This window comes from Sorangium sp. So ce693, from assembly GCF_051521375.1.
GTDB classification, from domain to species: domain Bacteria; phylum Myxococcota_A; class Polyangia; order Polyangiales; family Polyangiaceae; genus Sorangium; species Sorangium atrum.
Genome location: NZ_CP150347.1, coordinates 4,611,634 through 4,630,635, shown reverse-complemented (window position 1 = coordinate 4,630,635; position 19,002 = coordinate 4,611,634). Strand labels below are relative to the sequence as shown.

12 protein-coding genes are annotated in these 19,002 nt (G+C 70.6%); 10 read left to right on the top strand and 2 right to left on the bottom strand.

Features of this window, described 5'->3' with window-relative positions; all coding sequences use genetic code 11:
- The first annotated feature begins 341 nt into the window (after positions 1-341).
- Together WMF14_RS17500 and WMF14_RS17495 are read left to right on the top strand one after the other, a co-directional pair.
- A complete protein-coding gene (locus WMF14_RS17500; protein WP_437802324.1) occupies positions 342-716 on the top strand; it encodes a hypothetical protein in 375 nt (124 codons plus the stop codon).
- Between the two features lie 422 nt (positions 717-1,138).
- The gene (locus WMF14_RS17495) at positions 1,139-3,862 is read left to right on the top strand and encodes a hypothetical protein (protein ID WP_437802323.1); all 2,724 of its coding nucleotides are present in this window, start codon (positions 1,139-1,141) and stop codon (positions 3,860-3,862) included.
- Positions 3,863-4,022: 160 nt separating this feature from the next.
- Here WMF14_RS17495 and WMF14_RS17490 read toward each other — a convergent pair whose 3' ends face one another.
- Positions 4,023-4,472, bottom strand: a complete 450-nt coding sequence (locus tag WMF14_RS17490) for a hypothetical protein (RefSeq protein ID WP_437802321.1) — start codon at positions 4,470-4,472, stop codon at positions 4,023-4,025.
- A 703-nt stretch (positions 4,473-5,175) separates the two neighbouring features.
- Between WMF14_RS17490 and WMF14_RS17485 the strand changes: the two genes are divergently transcribed.
- The 3 genes from WMF14_RS17485 to WMF14_RS17475 all read left to right on the top strand — a co-directional run bounded on the left by WMF14_RS17485 (position 5,176) and on the right by WMF14_RS17475 (position 8,712).
- Complete coding sequence (locus WMF14_RS17485) at positions 5,176-6,486, top strand: hypothetical protein (RefSeq protein ID WP_437802319.1); 1,311 nt, start codon at positions 5,176-5,178, stop codon at positions 6,484-6,486.
- 48 nt (positions 6,487-6,534) lie between these two features.
- Positions 6,535-8,232, top strand: a complete 1,698-nt coding sequence (locus tag WMF14_RS17480) for an amidohydrolase (RefSeq protein ID WP_437802317.1) — start codon at positions 6,535-6,537, stop codon at positions 8,230-8,232.
- Positions 8,233-8,328: 96 nt separating this feature from the next.
- Positions 8,329-8,712: a hypothetical protein gene (locus WMF14_RS17475; RefSeq protein WP_437802315.1), complete on the top strand. Its 384-nt coding sequence runs from the start codon at positions 8,329-8,331 to the stop codon at positions 8,710-8,712.
- 79 nt (positions 8,713-8,791) lie between these two features.
- Here the strand turns inward: WMF14_RS17475 and WMF14_RS17470 are convergent, their stop codons facing one another.
- Positions 8,792-9,661, bottom strand: a complete 870-nt coding sequence (locus WMF14_RS17470) for a DUF899 domain-containing protein (RefSeq protein WP_437802314.1) — start codon at positions 9,659-9,661, stop codon at positions 8,792-8,794.
- 399 nt (positions 9,662-10,060) lie between these two features.
- On the opposite strand from WMF14_RS17470, the gene WMF14_RS17465 reads away from it, so the two are divergent.
- From WMF14_RS17465 to WMF14_RS17445, 5 genes are all read left to right on the top strand, one after another.
- The gene (locus tag WMF14_RS17465) at positions 10,061-11,473 is read left to right on the top strand and encodes a cytochrome P450 (protein WP_437802312.1); all 1,413 of its coding nucleotides are present in this window, start codon (positions 10,061-10,063) and stop codon (positions 11,471-11,473) included.
- Positions 11,474-11,576: 103 nt separating this feature from the next.
- The gene (locus WMF14_RS17460; protein WP_437802310.1) at positions 11,577-13,661 is read left to right on the top strand and encodes an alpha-amylase family glycosyl hydrolase; all 2,085 of its coding nucleotides are present in this window, start codon (positions 11,577-11,579) and stop codon (positions 13,659-13,661) included.
- Positions 13,662-13,864: 203 nt separating this feature from the next.
- Positions 13,865-14,539: an O-methyltransferase gene (locus WMF14_RS17455; protein WP_437802308.1), complete on the top strand. Its 675-nt coding sequence runs from the start codon at positions 13,865-13,867 to the stop codon at positions 14,537-14,539.
- A 284-nt stretch (positions 14,540-14,823) separates the two neighbouring features.
- Entirely contained in the window at positions 14,824-16,356 is a 1,533-nt protein-coding gene (locus tag WMF14_RS17450; RefSeq protein ID WP_437802306.1) for a PAS domain-containing hybrid sensor histidine kinase/response regulator, read from the top strand.
- A 1,346-nt stretch (positions 16,357-17,702) separates the two neighbouring features.
- Entirely contained in the window at positions 17,703-19,001 is a 1,299-nt protein-coding gene (locus tag WMF14_RS17445; protein ID WP_437802304.1) for a glycosyltransferase family 4 protein, read from the top strand.
- Position 19,002: the final 1 nt, after the last annotated feature.

The window sequence follows — 19,002 nt, the reverse complement described above, 5'->3', positions numbered from 1 at the left end:
CCTTCGTCGCTGTCTCGCGGCGTCGCATCCGGATAGAGCAACCGGCAGGCCAGGTTGTCGGGGCGCTTCGGGCCGCCGCCCGGCGCGCCCTGGATCCCCGGGGATGAAGGCCTTTCTCGTGGTTTTCGCGCTCCCCCGCGCAGCGCCGAGGGGGGCGGCTGCGCGGCGCGGTGGAGGTCTGAGCCCCCACGCCGACGGCGCGAGCCTCCACCGCCTCGCACGGTCACCGTCCGTCGAGCACGGCTCCCTTCAGGGTCCGGCGAGCGTTGTGCGGGCCATCCGCACCGCGTAGCATCCGCTCTCGTGCTCGCCACGCTCTCTGGTCATCGGCCGCCGGTCCCATGCTGATCATCCGACGCCACCAGAAGGCGGCGTTCGCCGCCCTACAGAGGGAGCGCTTTCTGGACCAGACCGCCGCTTACCTCCGGCGCTGGCATGGCCCCGCCTGCGAGGCGCTGGGCGACGCCGAGCTACGCGCTTTCATCGAGGAAGGCGTGGTCCGCGCCGGCCGCTACGGCGTCACCCTGGAGCATCACGTGGTCCAGTTTCTCGACTGGATGCTCGATGTCGGCCCTGGCTTCGATGCCGATCCCGCCCACCCCTGGATCGCCCGCATCCTCCGCGATCCCGCCCTCCACGGCGATCTGAGGATGCCGGCGCTCGAGGACGAGGCCGAAGCACGAGGGTTTCCCGTGGGAGGCGACGGCTCGCCATGAAACGCAACATTCCGACGGGTTACGACCCCCCGCCTGCGAAGCGGCACAAGCCGTCACCCAGGCAGGAAGCGCGCGACCAGGTGTTCGGCGAGCGCAGCGCCAGGCGGGTCGGCGACCCCATCCTGGCCTGCCGGGACCGCCGCCCGGTGCTCATCAATCTCAGGGTCATCGCCGGCGCCGCGCCGATCGGGCCCAACGCCTCGCGGACGACCACGCACCCCGCCGGCTTCGTCCTGCTCGAGGCGGACACCATCCCCAACGACGGAACCGCCTGGAACCAGATCGCGTGGGCTGGGGGGCTCGACGCGGGCAGTCCCCGGCACCGGCTGGTCCCACGCTCGCAAGCCGGCGACTTCGTGGTGTTCGCGTGCCTCGGCCCGATGTTCGCCTCCCATCACGTCACGGTCTTCGATCCTTTCCTGGTGCGGCTCGACGTGGTGAGAGACGCCGAGCTCCACCTCGGGACCTGGTGGACGCTCCACGAAGAGGACGGGGTCGTGCTGGTACGGGCGACGACCACTCCCGACGATCAGGAGACGTGGGCTCAGATCCAGTGGACCGGCGGGGCTCCCGTCGCCGGAGGCCCAAACCTGCGCGCTGTCTCGCGCGCGTTGTTCGACGAGCAGATCATCGGGGCGAGCCTCGGCGGGGTCGAGGACGAGCTCGTCGTGCGGGGGTTCCGGCTCGAATCGCTGGTGCTCAGCGCGAACGAAGCGCCGTACGACACCGCTGCGACGGTCACCGCGACGGCCACCACCTCCCCCGACGATCCGGCCGTTTGGGGCCAGCTCGGATGGCATGGCGTCGCGTCATCGAACGGCAACACGGCGCTGGTCTCGTGCGATCAGCTCGGCTCACGGAGCGTGCGGGTGTCGCTGCGCGGCGCGTCCCGCTCGGGCACCCTCACGGTGCGCCCCGTGCTCGTCTCGCTGGCGCTCAGCACCAAAGAAGCGTCCTACGACGCCGCTGCGACGGTCACCGCGACGGCCACCACCTCCCCCGACGTACCGGACGCCTGGGACCAGCTCCAATGGGAGGGCGCCGCGCCCAGCGACGACCAACACACCGCTCAGGTCTCGTGTGATCAGCTCGGCTCGCGGGACGTGCGGGTGTCGCTGCGCGGCGCGTCCCGCTCCGACACCCTCACCGTGCACCCCGTGCTCGTCTCATTGGTGCTCAGCGCCAACGAAGCGTCCTACGACGCCGCTGCGACGGTCACCGCGACGGCCACCACCTCCCCCGACCTACCGGACGCCTGGGACCAGCTCCAATGGGAGGGCGCCGCGCCCAGCGACGACCAACACACCGCTCAGGTCTCGTGCGATCAGCTCGGCTCGCGGGACGTGCGGGTGTCGCTGCGCGGCGCGTCCCGCTCCGACACCCTCACCGTGCACCCCGTGCTCGTCTCATTGGTGCTCAGCGCCAACGAAGCGTCCTACGACGCCGCTGCGACGGTCACCGCGACGGCCACCACCTCCCCCGACGTACCGGACGCCTGGGACCAGCTCCAATGGGAGGGCGCCACGCCCAGCGGCGACCAACACACCGCTCAGGTCTCGTGCGATCAGCTCGGGTCGCGGGACGTGCGGGTTTCGCTCCGCGGCCAATCCCGCTCCGACACCCTCACCGTGCACCCCGTGCTCGTCCGGCTCGATGTCGTCAACGCCACGGACAATGGCAGCGGGGCCTGGGAGGCCTTCAAGGGGACAACCGACGTGGTGATCCGAGCCGTCACCTCGCCGCCCGCCGCCGCGAGTCAGGTCACCTGGGTCGGGGGCGTCCCGGCCCAGGCGGGCATCGTGAACGTGTCGTGCGCGGATATCGGCACCACCGACATCGAGGCTGCGCTCAAAGGTCCACCCCAGAAGGTCACGATCATCGTCAAGCGAAACCTTCCTGCCTTGCTTGGCAACTACGGCGCAGACCAGAAGATTCTCACCGCGGCCGAGAGGTTCTTTACCCACCGCGGCACCGAACCCCAGCTCGGCGACGTGGTGAGGAGGTCCTACCAGGCCAGGGAACTCCACAGTTGGCTGCAGCTCGCCTCGGTCGAGCTCCAGCTCACTCAGGGTCTCACGCTGCTGGAGAGCCTCGCGCCGGCCTGCCTGGCGGCGAACCTGCCGGCGACCGCTCAGCTGCTGAAAGCCGCCTGCGACGTCGTCCGCAAGGGTCGCACTGCCGCGGCAGTCGCGCAGCTGCTGTCCCGCTACTACACCCCTGATCGCTGCGTGAAGCTGACCCAGCTGCTCGCGCTGCCTCTGTCCGACGCGGACTGGAGCACGATCCTCGCTGACCACCAACTCTGGCCGCTCGGTCGCAACTTCCTCGTGTTCGACCGTATGCTCAGTTATGCGGCGAGCGCGAACTTCGGGTCCGATCGCGCGCTGAACGTGCTCCACGCGCTACGGTGGGTGATCGACGACTTCGACAAGGCCAAGGAGATGCTGGCGAGCGCGCCCGCGCTCACCGACGCTCGTCTGCTCTGGCTCCTCGAACGTGGACAGCGTGTGATGGGCAACCCCGCCGCAGCGGGCCTGCTCATCGAAGCCCAGGGGACGCCCCTCGGGAAAGAGGCCGCCGAGGTCCTGGTGCAGTCGTGGAACATCGCCGGTCAACAGGCCCAGGATGCCCTCGACTACGCGACGAACGGCGCCGGGACCTTCGACGTCGTGCACGAGCGGCTCTTCGCGTTGAAGGCCGCACGCGGCGTCCAGCAGACAGCGAACAACCTGCTCGCTCAGCAGGACTATCATGTGCATGACGCCCGCGCGTTGCTCGGGAGGAGCGCCGGCCGCAATTGCGCCGAACACTATGCCGACAATGACAATTCGGCCAGAGATGCGGCCGAGTTACGCCGAAACGTTGGCGCCAACGCCTGCGTCCCCAGCGGGCTCGATGGGATGGCCGTGCAGCTCGCGCGGGTGCTGCACCAGCACCGCGCGGAGATCAACGGCTTGCAGGTCGACGCGGAGACCTCGCTGATGAAGTACACGACCCACGGGGCCGGAAAGCTGTGGATCTCGATCCAGGGCGGCAACCCCGTGAAAGAGGATTGGGTGGGCCTCGAAGTCGTGCTCATCCGTCGATCGAATGGCACGCTCTTCGTCAAGCACTGCCAGCCCACCACGGCGAAGTCGTGGGTATGATGACCGCCCCTCGCGGATCGGCGCCCCTCATGGGAGCATGTGACTGAAGAAAATCATCCCGTGAACCGCTGTCGTGGTGCGCTCGGGGCCGTGCAGGATTCGCACCCACTGGACGACGACCCCGATTTCGGAAGCCACCGCTTGGTCAGCTGCGGCGGGTTCAGTCGAGGATGGTCCAGGTGGCCTTGGCGGTGCAGCCGTAGGCGTCGAGCGCGCCGGGGTGCGAGAGCGGGACGAGCTTGGTCTGGCCCTTGGCGAGCGGCCCGGTGATCGAGCGGGTGTAGGGCCCAGGATCGCCGTAGTAGTGCGTGACCGTGAAGGTGATCTTCGCCTCGTCCGGAACGGCGAAGAGCGAGGTGTTCTTGATTGCCGCGTTCGGGTTGAAGATGCTCGGAAAGGTGATCGAGCAGGAGAGGTTCACCGTCTTGGTAACCGTGCCGCCGCCGTCGTCACCCCCGGGGCCGATGATCGCCTCGGCGCCCTCCCCCACGACCTCGGCGGCGTCGCTCGCGCCCTCATCGGCTCTGTCGCCGTCGAGCGGCTCGGCGATGCAGCCGACGAGCGAGAAGGACGAGATGAGCGAGCAGAGGAGCAGGTTCTTGAGCTTCATGGTGGTGTATCCTTGGGTCGGGGTTCACGCTCACGAGATCGCGTCTCGGCGGCCTCTGGCGATACCGAGTCGCCTGCGAGGCCTTCGTCGCTGTCTCGCGGCGTCGCATCCCCATAGAGCAACCGGCAGGCCAGGTTGTCGGGGCGCTTCGGGCCGCCGCCCGGCGCGCCCTGGATCCCCGGGGATGAAGGCCTTTCTCGTGGTTTTCGCGCTCCCCCGCGCAGCGCCGAGGGGGGCGGCTGCGCGGCGCGGTGGGAGGTCTGAGCCCCCACGCCGACGGCGCGAGCCTCCATCAGATGTCTTCCCTGGTGCTCTCTGGTCCGTGAGGCCGCGGCACGCTCAGGCTCGATCGCCAGCTGCGCCGCGGCGGACGGTGCTCCCCCTGAAACCCCGCGTTCGAACGCTCGGCGCCCCTCCGTCGCGATCCGGCGGCCTCCTTGACGGCGATCGGCGCCCCATGGGATCGTCGGACATGCAGGCCGAGGCGCGTTTATCCGAGGCGCGCAGCGTGCAGCGCGGTCGTCGATGTCCAGGTGGTCCTGCCGCGGGCGGGGCGCCTCGGTGAAGAGCTCAAGGAGCGTTGATGCTGGCACCGGGCGATCATCCCCCCTCTTTCTTCTCGGACCCTCCGAGGGGTCACGCCGCGTGCGTGGGGGTCCTGGTTGGACCCTGCGTCGCACTCGCCGTCCTCACGGGCAAGCACGTGTCCGTCCCCTGGTTCGTGGTGGAGGCGGGCTTGTTCGTCGCGCTCCTCTGCGTCGCCGCCGCGACACGCAGCCCTGCGCTGCGCGTCTCCCTTCCCCTCTTCGTCCTTCCGCTCGCGTACCTTTTCGTCTGCGTGACCCGGGATGCGATGACGTGCCCCGACATCCCCCCTTCCTGGCACGTATGGCGAGAGTGGCTGCCGGCCATCGGGAGCGTGTTCGGGCTCATGTCCGCCCTCGTCGGCGCCCTCGGGGTGGTGTTCTTCGCTGCCATGGCGAGCACCATGGTCCACGTGCCGCCGCGCGCTCTCCACGCGGCGAGCGTCGCCGTCCTCGTGCTGGCCACGGGCCTCATTGCCGTATCGCTGGCTCGCGCCATACGAGAGCCCGATCCGGAGCATCACATCGCGTCCCTTCCGAGCATCGGAGTCGTCCCGCCCGTCGTGGGGGAGACCTCGATGATCGCAGAGGGCCCGTCGGACCCGTCCGGACCGCCCCTCGTGACGCGCATCCACGACGTGACCATCGGCCGGCTGGGTGTGCGCCGGTTGTGCCCGAGCCTGTCCGAGAGGTGTTTTATCGACGTGGAGGAGGCCGGAAGGCCTTTCGACGGTTACCTCGTGACGTGGCTGTCTCAGCGCGGCACGTACACGATGGTCGACCCCGAGGCGTGCCGGCAGCAGCCGGGCTGGATCGATCCCCGCGATTCTTTCATCATCCGCCAGGCGTCGCCGCTCGTTCGCAAAGCGTCTCTGTTCGCCAACGACCGCCAGCTGGGCGAGCTCCTCGTGCTCGACGGAGCGATCTACGATGCCCATCGCGGCGGCGAAGCAGGTCCGGTCGTCCTCACGGCGCCGCGGTTCTTCCCGATGCCCGCGTCCATGCGCCTCGTCGCAGACGTGCTCGGCGCCCACCGGCGCGCGATCGCCGTCGCGGCCTGCGGAGTACTGCTCTCCGCGGCGCTGCTCCGCCATCGCTGGCGCGCCCGCCGCGCCCTCGCGCGGATCGCGGGGGCGAGGGTCGCGGTGCTCGAGGAAAACGGCTGGCTCGACTTCGCGGACGGCTCGCCTCCCGTGCGCGCCGCAGACCGCGGCTTGCCGCCCGGACCGGTCGTGGTCCTCGGGCCGACGTCCGGGGGCACGTACCGCGGAGGGGCTCTCTGCGGCGCCGAGATCGTCGCCGGCGAGCAGGCCGAGCTGCTCGAGCAAGGGCGCGCGCAGATTGCTCGGATCGACGTCCTCGTCTTCTTCACCGCGGTGCTCGCGCCGCTGCCGCTGCTGACCGTCGCGGTCACGCTGAGCCTCTGGTAGCCCCCTGCCCGCCGTTGCGCGCCCCGCGCGGGTGCTAGGGTGGCGCTCATGTCGAACGCGCTCCGAGCGACGCTCCTGAGCCTCTTCGGCAGCCTCGCCCCCGGCTGTGCCTCGCCGGGCCTGTCCGCCGCGACGTCGACGCCCGAAGCGCCCGCAGATCTCGTGATCACGGCCGGCGTCGTCCGGACGATGGACCCCGGGAACCCGCGCGCCGAGGCGGTCGCCGTGCGCGGCGAGCGGATCGTCTTCGTGGGCAGCGCTGCCGGCGCGAAGGCCTTCGTCGGGCCGGGGACGCGCGTCGAGGAGCTGCCGGGGCGCGCGGTCGTGCCCGGGCTCGTCGACGGGCATGCCCATCTCTACGGGCTCGGGGTCGCGCTGGAGACGCTGAGCGTGCGCGGCGCCACGAGCGCCGAGGCGGCGGCGGCGATCGTGGCCGGGGCGGCGAAGGCGCGCCCGAGGGCCGAGTGGATCACCGGCCGCGGCTGGGACCAGAACCTCTGGCCGGGCGCGGCGTTCCCCACGCACGCCCCCCTCGACGCAGCGGCGCCGGAGCACCCGGTGGCGCTGCGCCGCGTCGACGGGCACGCGCTCTGGGCGAACGCCGTGGCGATGCGCGCGGCCGGGGTCGGTCGAGGCACGCAGGATCCGCCGGGCGGACGCATCCTGCGCGACGCCGCGGGTGAGCCGACGGGCGTCTTCGTCGACAACGCGATGGGCCTCATCGAGGCGAGGATCCCGGCCGATCCGCCCGCCGTGCGCGAGCGGCGCATCCTGCGCGCGGCGGAGGAGGCGCTCTCGTCCGGGCTCACGGCCGTGCACGAGATGGGCATCGACGACGAGACCGTGGCCGTCTACCGCGCGCTCGCCGCGGCCGGGCGGCTGCCGATCCGCGTTTACGCCTACCTCGCAGGCGACGGGCAGCTCGAGGGACTGAAGGCGCGCACGCCCGACGTGGACCCGACAGGCACGGCGATGTTCGTGCTGCGCGGGGTCAAGCTCTTCGCCGACGGCGCGCTCGGCTCGCGCGGCGCGGCGCTGCTCGAGCCGTACGCGGACGAGCCCTCGACGAGCGGGCTCTTGCTGATGGATCGCGAGGCGCTCGCGCGCGCGGCGCGGCTCGTCGCGGACGCGGGCTTCCAGCTCGCGGTGCACGCGATCGGCGACCGCGCCAACCGCGCCGTCCTCGACGCGTTCGAGGCGCTCGGCCCGGGGCGGGCGGCGGCGCTGCGGTTCCGGGTGGAGCACGCGCAGATCCTCTCGCCCGACGATCTGCCGCGCTTCGCGGCGCTCGGGGTGATCGCCTCGATGCAGCCGACGCACGCGACGAGCGACATGCCGTGGGCGCCCGCGCGGCTCGGCGCCGATCGCCTGAAGGGCGCGTATGCCTGGAGGTCGCTGCTCTCGTCGGGCGCGCGCCTCGTGTTCGGCTCGGATTTCCCGGTGGAGGACGCCTCACCGCTGCTCGGCATCTATGCAGCCGTGACCCGGCAGGATCCCTCGGGCCAGCCCCCGGGCGGGTGGATGCCCGAGGAGCGGCTCGACCTCGACGAGGCGCTCCTGGCCTTCACCGCGGCGCCTGCGTATGCGGCCTGGGCCGAGGGCCAGCGGGGCCGGATCGCGCCTGGCTACGTGGCCGATCTGACGGTCCTCGGCCGCGATCTCTCGCCCGATCGCTCGCTCGTCGACACGCCGATCGACATGGTGGTCGTGGGCGGACGCGTGGCGCGCGCGCCGGCGCCGCGGTGAGAGGCGCGCTCGTGCTGCGCGCCGCGCTTCGCCCGGACCGCCATGAGACGTCGCGGCCGACGCATCCCAACGACGAACGAAAGGAGGAATGAGCGCATGCTTGCACGCTACCACCTCGTCCGCGGGCGCCGCCCGGAGGACGATCCGCTGCCAGAAGGCAAGCGGTACGACACGCGCAAACACACGCACCACGTCCTGAGGCCCACCCCGGAGATGGTCGAAGAGTTCCTGTCGGAGCCCTCGCAAGCTGGCTTCAAGAGGTTTCGCGCCGCCTACCTCGCGGCGCTCGATGAGCGGTTTGCGGAGCAACGGGAGCGCTTCGACGCGCTGGCGCAGGAGGCCCGGCAAGGTGACGTGTTCCTCGGCTGCAACTGCCCGACGGCGCACCAGCCCGACGTCCGGCACTGCCACACGTGGCTGGCTCTGGAGTACTTCGCCCGCAAGTACCCGGACCTGGACGTGAGGTTCGATGCGCGGTGAGCGGCGTTCACTCCTGCCGACGGCGAGCGAGGCCGCTCGGGCGTCGCGCTCTCGCCGAGAATGGCGCCGGACCCGCGGTTCAGCGGCGCATCCGTGAGCAACAGTCGTCCGCCTCGGGAGCGGCGGCCGCGGGCCGCGCGCCGCTCGAATCGGACAGATCCTCCTGCTCGTCGGGGTAACGGATGCGCTCGTCGCCGGCCTTGGCGCCCAGCCCGGTGCTGCGCCCCTTGGGCTCTTCCCATTCCTCCTGGCGCCCGAGCGCGGTCAGATCGAGGAAATAGTACGAGCCGCCGGTCGACTCCGTGCCGCGCCCATAGGTCGAGTAGGTGTGGTACACGCGCTCGCCGTCGCGCAGGAAGCAGCTCAGCCCGTGCAGGTCGAAGGGCTGCTTGCCCCCCAGATAATAGGCGGAGCCCGCCTGCTCGTGCTCGGCGGGCGTTCGGTAGTTGTACTCCACTGGCGTGACCGACTCGTCCAGCGTGACGTGGTAGTCGTGGTTGAAGCGGCTGCCCGCCGACGAGTACCAGGGCACGGGCCAGCCCATACGCGCCTTGAACGGCGCGATCTTCTCCCAGGGAGCGCGCGAGATGAACGCGAACGTGGTGCCGACGTTGTGCCAGTGCCGCAGGTGGCCCTTCGAGATCTGATCGGCGTAGCCCGAGCAGCTCGGGCAGCCGCGATCCTTGGGAGTGCCGTCGTCCTCGAACAGCCACATGAAATGATAGACGATGAGCTGCTGCCGGCCCTCGAACAGATCGAGGAGGCGCAGCTTGCCGTGGGCGCCCGAGAACTCGTACGGCTCGGTCACCTCGACCATCGGCAGGCGCCGGCGATCCGCGTTGAGCCGATCGCGCGCTCTGGTCAGCTCCTTCTCGCGGGTGAGCAGCGCCTTGCGTGCCTCCAGCCACTCGGCGCGCGACACGACGCGGGGCAGTTCGATCCGGGTCATGGGGACGTCTCCATTGTCATCGGGAATGGGCCTCGCCCGGTGCGGGCGCTGCCGCGGGATGGGTTCGGGGGGTGGACTGCCGGAGCGCGCAGAACTCATCGGCACATCCATCAAAAATGTCGCCGGCCGCCACTACGCCTATGGCACGAGCATTGCGTAATGCCCGAGGCGAGCTCTCTGGTGGGCGAGCGCGGCAGCGCTGGCCGGCCCCGGCCCCGGCAGCGTGGTCACGATGGCCCTGGTCGGGCGGACAGCGCGCGGCGCGCCCCCACCTGGCGCCATCCGTCGCAACATTGGCGCCCGACGCCGCTGCCGGAGCGGCGCGCCGAGCCCATCCTTGGTATCGATCCCGGCGAGGCGCCGCGCGCCCCCGAGATCGAGCTCCCGCCGAGGTACGCCATGAGCCAGTTGCTTCGAGGCCCGCGCGGCCGACTTCTGACGACCTACCAGTTCATCACCCGTCCCTTCGAGTTCCTGTCGCGGTGCGCCTCCACGTACGGGGATGTCTTCAACGTCCCCGTGGTCAGCGGTGACGTCGTGATCGCCGGATGCCCTAGATCGGCGGAGGAAGTGTTGACGGCGCCGCCAGAGACATTCCTTCCCTTCGCCACCAGGGCGATCGCGCCACTCGTGGGGGAGCACTCGCTCCTCATGCTCTCGGGCGAGCGCCACAGGCGCGAGCGGAAGCTGCTGACACCGCCGTTCCACGGCGATCGCATGCGCGCTTACGCCGCGGCGATGGCGGACACCGCCGCCCGTCGGCTCACCGAGGCGGCGCGCGCGCCCCGCGCCGTCGCCCAGGAGATCACGCAGGCGATCTCGCTCGACGTCATCATCCGCGCCGTGTTCGGCGTGGAGGAGCCGTCTCGAACGAGCGCGTTCGCCCGCGCCGTCGTCGCCATGACCGACGCGCTGACCCCGGCGTTGACCTTCCTGCCGTTCTTGCAGCGGGACCTCGGCGGCCTCGGCCCCTACGCGCGCTTCCGCCGGCGCGTCGATGACCTGGATGCCCTGTTCCGCGGGCAGATCGAGCGGGCGCGCGCGGCGCCGGGCGACGACATCCTGAGCCTCATGGTCTCGGCCCGTTACGACGACGGCTCGACCATGAGCGATCAGGCCATCTTCGACGAGCTCCGGACGCTGCTGTTCGCCGGGCACGAGACAACGGCGCTCGCCCTCGCGTGGGCCCTCGATCACGTGCACCGCAACCCCGGCGTCCTCGCGCGCCTCCGCGATGAGATCGACACCCTCGGCCCGGAGCCCGACCCCGAGCGCCTCGCCGCCCTGCCCTACCTCGACGCCGTGTGCAAGGAGGCGCTGCGCATCTATCCGATCGTCACCGAGTCCCCGCGCCTCCTGGCGCAGCCGTTCCGCCTCGGCGAGCACGAGCTCCTGCCGGGAACGGGGGTGGCGCCCTGCATCCTGCTCGTGCACCACCACCCCGATCTCTACCCCGAGCCGTCCCGGTTCAGGCCAGAGCGCTTCCTGGAGCGCAAGTTCTCCCCGTTCGAGTACCTGCCGTTCGGCGGCGGACACCGCCGCTGCATCGGCGCGGCCTTCGCGATGTTCGAGATGAAGATCGTGCTCGGCGTGGCGCTCTCGGCATGGGAGTTCCGCCTGCTCGACGAGCGGCCGCCCCGACCCGTGCGCCGCAACCTGACGCTGAGCCCGTCGGGCGGCGTCCCGCTCGTCGTGCGCGCCCGCAATCGCGTCTCAGCGCCGCCGCCTGATCCTGGCGCGAGGAGGCGCAGAGGAAGCCCCAGCACGGGAATGCATCGCCATGGAGGCCACGACATAGCGGACATGGAGTAGATGGAGAAGATCACGACATAAAAGCTCCGCGCTCACTGCGCTTCAGGGATCGCCGGGGGTGGATCTGGAATAGAGGGGCTCCCCCGCTTGCCGCATCGCCCCCATGCTGAGACGTCTCCTCCGCTCGACGGCCGCCTTCTCTCCCTGTGCATCCCCACCTCCGCCGGTCGTTTCGATCCACGCGAGCACCGGTGTCCGGCCACAGCGCGTCGAAGGCCCATCACGTCGCCTTCGGCTGCTCACCCGGCTCGGATGGGCTGCCGCTCTGCTCCTGGCGGCGTCCTCGTGCGAGTCGGTCACCCCCTCGGTATCGCCGCGCCCGTCCGGATCGGCGCAAGTCCGGCTGGAGCTGCACGCCGGCGATGCCGACGTCTGGGCCTTCAGCGCGCGCATCCAGGGCGCCCTCGCCGGAGCGGGCACGCTGGAGGACTGCGCGATCCGGGTGGGCGGCGACGTGTTCCCCGCGGCGATCGAGCAGCAGCGGTTCTTCGCGGACATCCCGCTGATCGAGGGCGAGAACGAGATCGTCGCGCGCTGCCGGGAGGCGAGCGCGGGCGACCTGGACTCTCCGCCCGTCACCTACCGCGTCCGGCTCGAGGACACGCCGCGCGCCCGCGCCCGCGCTGCGCTGGCCGGCGGCAAGCTCGTCCTCGACGCGACGAGCAGCGAGCCCGGCGAGCGCTCGCGCGCCGAGATCGTCGCCTTCGACTGGTTCCGGCTGCGCGGCGGCGCGGCGCCGGAGCCGCTCGGGCAAGGCGCTCGCCTCGAGCTGCCGGCGCCCGACGCCCGCGGTCACGCGCTGTACGAGCTCAGGGTGCGCGACGAGCGCGGCCGAGGCGACGCCGCGCGGGTCGCGCCGCCGCTCGAAGCCACCCCTGGCGCGACCGCGCCGGCGTGGATCGACGACGCCGTCCTCTACGGCGTCGTGCCCCCGTTCTTCGGCGATCCGCCGCTCCAGAGCGTCCGCGCCGCCCTCCCCGCGATCGAGCGGCTCGGCGTCACGGCGATCTGGCTATCTCCCCTCTTCGCCGCGCCCGAGGGCGACTTCGGGTATGCCGTCACCGACTACTTCAGCGTGCGCCCCGACTACGGGACCGAGCAAGATCTCCGCGAGCTCGTGGACGACGCGCACCGGCGCGGCCTGCGCGTGCTGCTCGATCTCGTGCCCAACCACACATCGGCCGAGCACCCGTATTTCCGGGAGGCCGAGCGGCGCTCGAACCGCGCCCACACCTTCGACTTCTACGATCGCGACGACGGCGGTGAGCCGACACATTACTTCGACTGGGAGCACCTGCCGAACCTGAACTACGACAGCGCCGAGGTGGCGCGCTGGATGCTCGAGGCGTCGCTGCACTGGGTGCGCCGGTTCGACATCGATGGCTATCGCGTCGACGCCGCGTGGGGCATCAAGCAGCGGCGGGGCGAGCTCTGGTCCCCCTGGGCCGCCGAGCTCCGGCGCGTGAGCCCGCATGTCGCGCTGATCGCCGAGGCCTCGGCGCGCGATCCGTACTATCTGCAGAACGGGTTCGACGCGGCCTACGACTGGACCGAGGAGCTCGGACACTGGGCCTGGAAAGACGTGTTCGGCGCGCCGCGGGGCATCGCGGCCCGGCTCGGCGCGGCGCTCGCCACCACCGCCGCGCGCCCCGAGCGCACGCTCAGGTTCATCAACAACAACGACACCGGCGCGCGCTTCATCACCCGCCACGGGCCGGGGCTGACGCGCGTCGCTGCGGCGGCGCTGCTGACCCTGCCGGGGATCCCGTGCGTCTACACGTTCGACGAGCTCGGCGCCGAGTACGAGCCTTACGGCGGCCTCGCCCCGGTCTCACGGCCCCCGCGCGGCCAGCTGGCGCGGCACTACGAGCGGCTGATCCGGCTCAGGCGCGGTGTCGCGGCGCTCCGGTCGCCGGGGCACCTCACGGTCCACGCCGGGGGGCCCGACGACGAGGTCTTCGCCTATGTCAGGCACGGCGACGACGCGTCCCGCTTCGCGCTCGTCGTCCTGAATTTCAGCGATCGACCGGTAAGGAAGCGGCTCATCGTCCCGGAGCCGTTCGCCGCCCACGCGCGGGGAGGCCTGCGCGACGCGCTGAGCGGCGCGCAAGCCGCCTCGCGCCTCCGGGCCGGCGCCCTCGCGCTGGACCTCGCGCCCTGGGACGTCCGCGTCCTCGTGCCGCGGTAGGACGAGCCCTGCGCGGCGGCGGGCGCTGCGCTCACCGCGCCCATCTGCTATAACGGACAAACATCCAACGTTTGACGTAGCCGCGAGGCGTCGCTATCGGGACGCTCAGCGTCTCTGTCAGCTGCAGGAAGTTTGAACATCTGGCGCTCAGCTCACCCGTGCGCCGCGACGGTGGTCGCCGCGATGGGAGGAGGATGATTTTCATGTCTCAGGAGCAATGGTCCGCCGTCGATCGCTACCTCACCGATACGCTCGTGCCGTCCGACGCCGCGCTCGATGCGGCGCTCGCGGCCAGCGCCGCGGCCGGCCTGCCGCCGATCAACGTCGCGCCGAACCAGGGCAAGCTGCTGCATCTCCTGGCGCGGATCCAGGGGGCGCGGACCATCCTGGAGATCGGCACGCTCGGGGGTTACAGCACGATCTGGCTCGCGCGGGCGCTGCCTGCCGTCGGCCGCCTGATCACGCTGGAGTCGGAGCCGAAGCACGCCGAGGTCGCCCGCGCGAACCTCGATCGCGCCGGGCTGGCCAACATCGTCGAGCTGCGCCTGGGGCGAGCGCTCGACACGCTGCCCAAGCTCGCCGCGGAGGGCCGCGGCCCGTTCGACCTCATCTTCATCGACGCCGACAAGCCGAGCAATCCCGACTACTTCGCGTGGGCGCTCAAGCTCTCCCGCCGCGGCAGCGTCATCGTGATCGACAACGTCGTGCGCAAGGGGGCGATCATCGACCCCGAGAGCGCCGATCCCAACGTCCAGGGCGTGCGCCGCCTGAACAAGCTGCTCGCCACCGAGCGACGCGTGAGCGCGACCGCGATCCAGACCGTGGGCAGCAAGGGATACGACGGTCTCGCCATCGTCCTCGTCACCGAGGATCCGTAGCCGCACCGGCCCAGCGTCTGCCGGGCGCTCCTCGCGCCCTCCCGCGCCGGCCCACAAAAAAAGAGCGCCCATTCGACGGCGGGGGGGGAAGCCGTCACGGGCGCTCTGTCCTGGTTACTTAGCAGGAGACGGGCCAGGGTCTTTCCGCACCCTTTTCAAGGACTTACCCGTAAGGAAGCCCCTGAAGCTTTCGATCCTGAGATCGCCGCTTGCAGACCTGACGGACGCACTGGAATGCTTCGGGTCGCGCCGGTCGGGGTGGCATGAGCGCGGAGAGTTCGGCGATGCATGAGACTGAGGAGGGCCTGCGGGCGGCTCTGGAGCAGCTCCGGATGGTGACGGACCGGATGGCCGCCGCGGTCACGTACTGCAGCCGCGACCTCCGCTACCTCTGGGTGAGCCCGGAGTACGCCGCGTGGATCGCGCGGCCCGTCGCGGAGATCGTGGGGCAGACGATCATCGAGATCGTCGGGGCACAGGCCTTCGAGGATCTCAAGCCGTACTTCGACCGTGTGCTCCAGGGAGAGCGCGTGGAGTACGAGGAGCAGGTCCTCTTCCGAGGCCTGGGCCTGCGCTGGATCAAGGCGATCTACGTCCCCACCCACGACGCACGCGGGACGCCGGACGGCTGGATCGCCGTGGTCACCGACATCACGCGCCGCAAGGAGCTCGAGGAGATGCTGCGGGAGTCCGACCGCCGCAAGGACGACTTCCTCGCGATGCTGGCGCACGAGCTCCGCGGCCCGCTCGCGCCGATCCGCAATGCGGTGGCCATCATGCGCGTCCTCGGCCTGGAGGATCCGAAGTTCGTGTACGCGCGCGACATCATCGCGCGGCAGGTCTCCCACATGGCGAGGCTCGTCGACGATCTGCTCGACGTCTCACGCATCAGCCGCGGGAAAATCGCGCTTCAGCGGGAGACGCTGGAGCTGGCTGACCTGGTACAGGAGGCGGTCGAGGCCACCCGCCCGTTCATCCAGACCCCTGGGCACACGCTCTCGGTCACGCTCCCGGCCGAGCAGCTCCGGATCGAGGCGGATCGGGTCCGCGTCCTCCAGGTGCTCGTCAATCTGCTCACCAACGCGGCCAAGTTCACGCCGCCGGGCGGGCGCATCGGCATCGAGGTGAGCCGCTCGGAGACAGGTGAGGCCGTCGTCCGGGTGACGGACACCGGGGTGGGCATCGAGGAGGGGATGCAACCGCGGGTGTTCGAGGCGTTCGTGCAGGAGACATCCGATCTCGCGCGCTCCCAGGGCGGGCTGGGCGTTGGCCTCTGGCTGGCGAAGCAGCTCGTGAACCTGCACAGCGGGCGAATCGACGTCGAGAGCGCGGGACGGGGGCGGGGGGCGGCGTTCACGGTGACGCTGCCGGCGCTCCCCAAGAGCGCGCGCGAAACGCAACCGGCCAGCCTGCGCGAGAAAGCCGCCGGGAGCCCGCTGCGGATCCTCGTCGTCGAGGACAACCTGGACACGGCGGAGAGCCTCAAGATGCTCCTCGAGCTCCATGGCCACGAGGTGTGGATGGAGCACGATGGGCTCGCCGCGATCCATGCGTTCGGCCGTCTCTGCCCCGACATCGCCTTCATCGATCTCGGGCTGCCGCTCCTCGATGGGTTCGAGGTGGCGAGGAGGGCGCGCCGGGAGCAGGGGACGGCGGGCTGCCTGCTCGTGGCGCTCTCCGGCTACGGCCGCGACGAGGACAAGGCCGAGGCGCGGCGCGCCGGCTTCGATCTTCACTTGACCAAGCCGGCCGACACAGAGGCCATCGCCGAGCTGCTCGCCAAGCGCCGCGCGGCGCGCGGTGGGGGCGCAACGTAAGGGACCAGCTCGGGCTTCGTGCCCCGGCCGGTGACCGCGGCGCCGAGCGACTGGTCGCAGAGCCCCTATGTCCAAGATCGAGCGAGGGTTCGTCGCCGGATTGCGGGTCGGGGCCGCCGGCGCACAAAAAACAGAGCGCCCATTCGACGGCGGGGGGGAAGCCGTCACGGGCGCTCTGCTCTGGATACTTAGCAGGACACGGGCCAGGGCCTTTCCGCACCTCCTTCAAGAACTTACCCATCAGGAAACCCCTGAAGCTTTCGATCCTGAAATCATCCCTTGCAGACCTGACGGAGGCACTCGCGCCGCGGCCCTCGGCCGTGCGGCGGCGGTCCAGCGCGATCACCGCGCGCCGTCGTTGCCGGGATCGACGTCTTCCGTCGCCTTGGCTTCCGTCTCGCCCTCGTCCGCCACCTCGGCGTCGGGCTCGCCCTCGTCCGCCGCTCCCGGACGAGATCCGCCACGTCGCGCTCAGGGCGAGCTGGATGCGGCTCGCCCTGATCACGCGCCCGACGACCTTGCCCGGGAAAACCTGCGTGGTTTCGCCGAGCGGCTCGGCCTCTCGGAGGAGCTCGGCCTCGTAGGCGGCGCTGAGCATATACGCTGCTGCGCCGTTGGACAGGAGAGGTGCGCCCTGCGCTTCGCGCGAAGAATCGTTCTTTTGGACCTTCGTGGTCCTGGACGACGTGGCGGTGGATGCCTTCAGCGCCATGCTCGAATATGCCTCCTTCTCGGGGCCAGACCCCAACACATGTACGTCGTAGGTATGTCGGCAGGAACGTGGTTGTGGACGTACGTCCAGCGGTCGCCGTTTTCTAGAAACCCGTGCAGGCGTTGGGGGCCGGTCATCGTGTCGCCCAGGAGCTTGTACTTGAACGGATCCTCGGCCATCCAGGGCAAACCACGAACCCCCGCGCTGTCGTTGATGACCCGGTAGTGGACCCAGCAGAGCGCGCCCTCTGCCTCGCCTGCCTGCTCGGCGGAGTCGGCTTGCAGATCCGCCGTCTAGTCGTGTCCGGCCGGAGCGCTCGGCCCGCGTGCACGTCATTCCGTGCGCGTCGCCCGATGCAAGGTGCGAAATGCGAGGCGCGCGGTCCTCCTCCCGCCTCCACGCACGCTCACCAACCAGATTTGCGCTGATTCCTGTACAGCGCACCGGAAAGGCATATTAGCCTCTCCAGGCTACGGTCGTCGCTCCTTGAGCGCCGGCCGCCCAGTCCATCACCGAGCGAGTGCAGGGGGATCGGACCGCGCGTCGCCCGGAACGTGCCGCGCGGGGAGACATCGTCCCAACCTGCCTGTGCGACGCGCACCAGCCGGAGGCGTCTATGTCCACAATGCGACAGATGCGTATTCTCTATTTCGCACCTCGTGCCTGCTGGCCGCTGGACACCGGGGCCAAGCTACGCAACTGGCACTTTGTCCGGCAGCTCGCGCGCTTCGCGCGGGTCACTTACCTGAGCTTCGAGGACGGCGTCGTCAGGGACGGTCGGGTGCGGATGGGCGGGTGCGGCCCCGTCCCTCCGGCGATGACCGAGATCGCGCAGATCACCGATCAGGTGGTGACCCTCGCCCGGGAGCGGCCAAACTCCATCGGCAAGATCCTGCTCGGGGCCGTGGGGCAGCTGCCGCTCGTCGTCCTCAACTACACGACGAACGCCATGCGTCAGGAGCTCGCGCGCGTCCTCGAGCAAGGCCAGTTCGACGCCGTGCAGGTCGAAGGCGTGCACCTCGCCGGCTATCTGCCCTTGCTGCGCGCGGCGCGCAATCGACCGCTGCTCCTCTGCGACTGGCACAACATCGAGTCGGAGGTGCTCGTTCGCTACAGCAAGCACGCGCCCGACCCCCTCCGCGGGCTCGCGGCATCCGCGCTGGCATCGCAGCTCGCCGCCCTCGAGCGCAAGATGCTGGAGCAGTTCGACGCGCACATCACGGTCAGCGAGCGGGATCGCGCGCAGCTCCTCGCGCTCCGCCCCGACCTGCGCGCCTTCGCCGTCGACAACGGCGTCGACGTGGACGCTTTCGCCGGAACCGGGCATGCTTCCGAGCCCGCCCAGCGCCGCCGCGTCGTCTTCGTCGGTTCGATGGATTACCGCCCGAACGCGCAGGCCATCGTCACCTTCGCGCGCGACCACTGGCCCGCCATCCACGACGCGCGACCTGAGTGGCGCCTCACCGTGGTCGGCAGGAGCCCCAGGCCGGAGGTGCGCGCGCTCGGCGCATTGCCGGCCGTGGAGGTGACCGGGACAGTGCCCGATGTGCGTCCCTACTATGCCGACGCGATCGCGTCGGTGGTGCCACTGCGGATCGGGGGCGGGTCGCGGCTGAAGATCCTGGAGGCGCTCGCGGCCGGCGTGCCCGTCATCTCCACGCAGCTCGGCGCAGAGGGGCTCACGCTTCGCGATCGCGAGCATGCGCTCGTCACCCAGACCGTCGAGGAGCTCCGCGGCGCGCTCCTCGAGCTCGACGCAGATCAGGCGCTGCGGGCGCGCCTGGTCGCGTCCGGCCAGGCGCTCGTCCAGAACAGGTACGACTGGAGCGTCGTGGGCGACACGCTCGCCCGCATCTACCAGCAGCTGCATCAGCATCGCTGCGGCGTCCCGGCAGCGCCCGCGGCCGAGAGCCTCTCCGCGCCTCCTTCCTGAC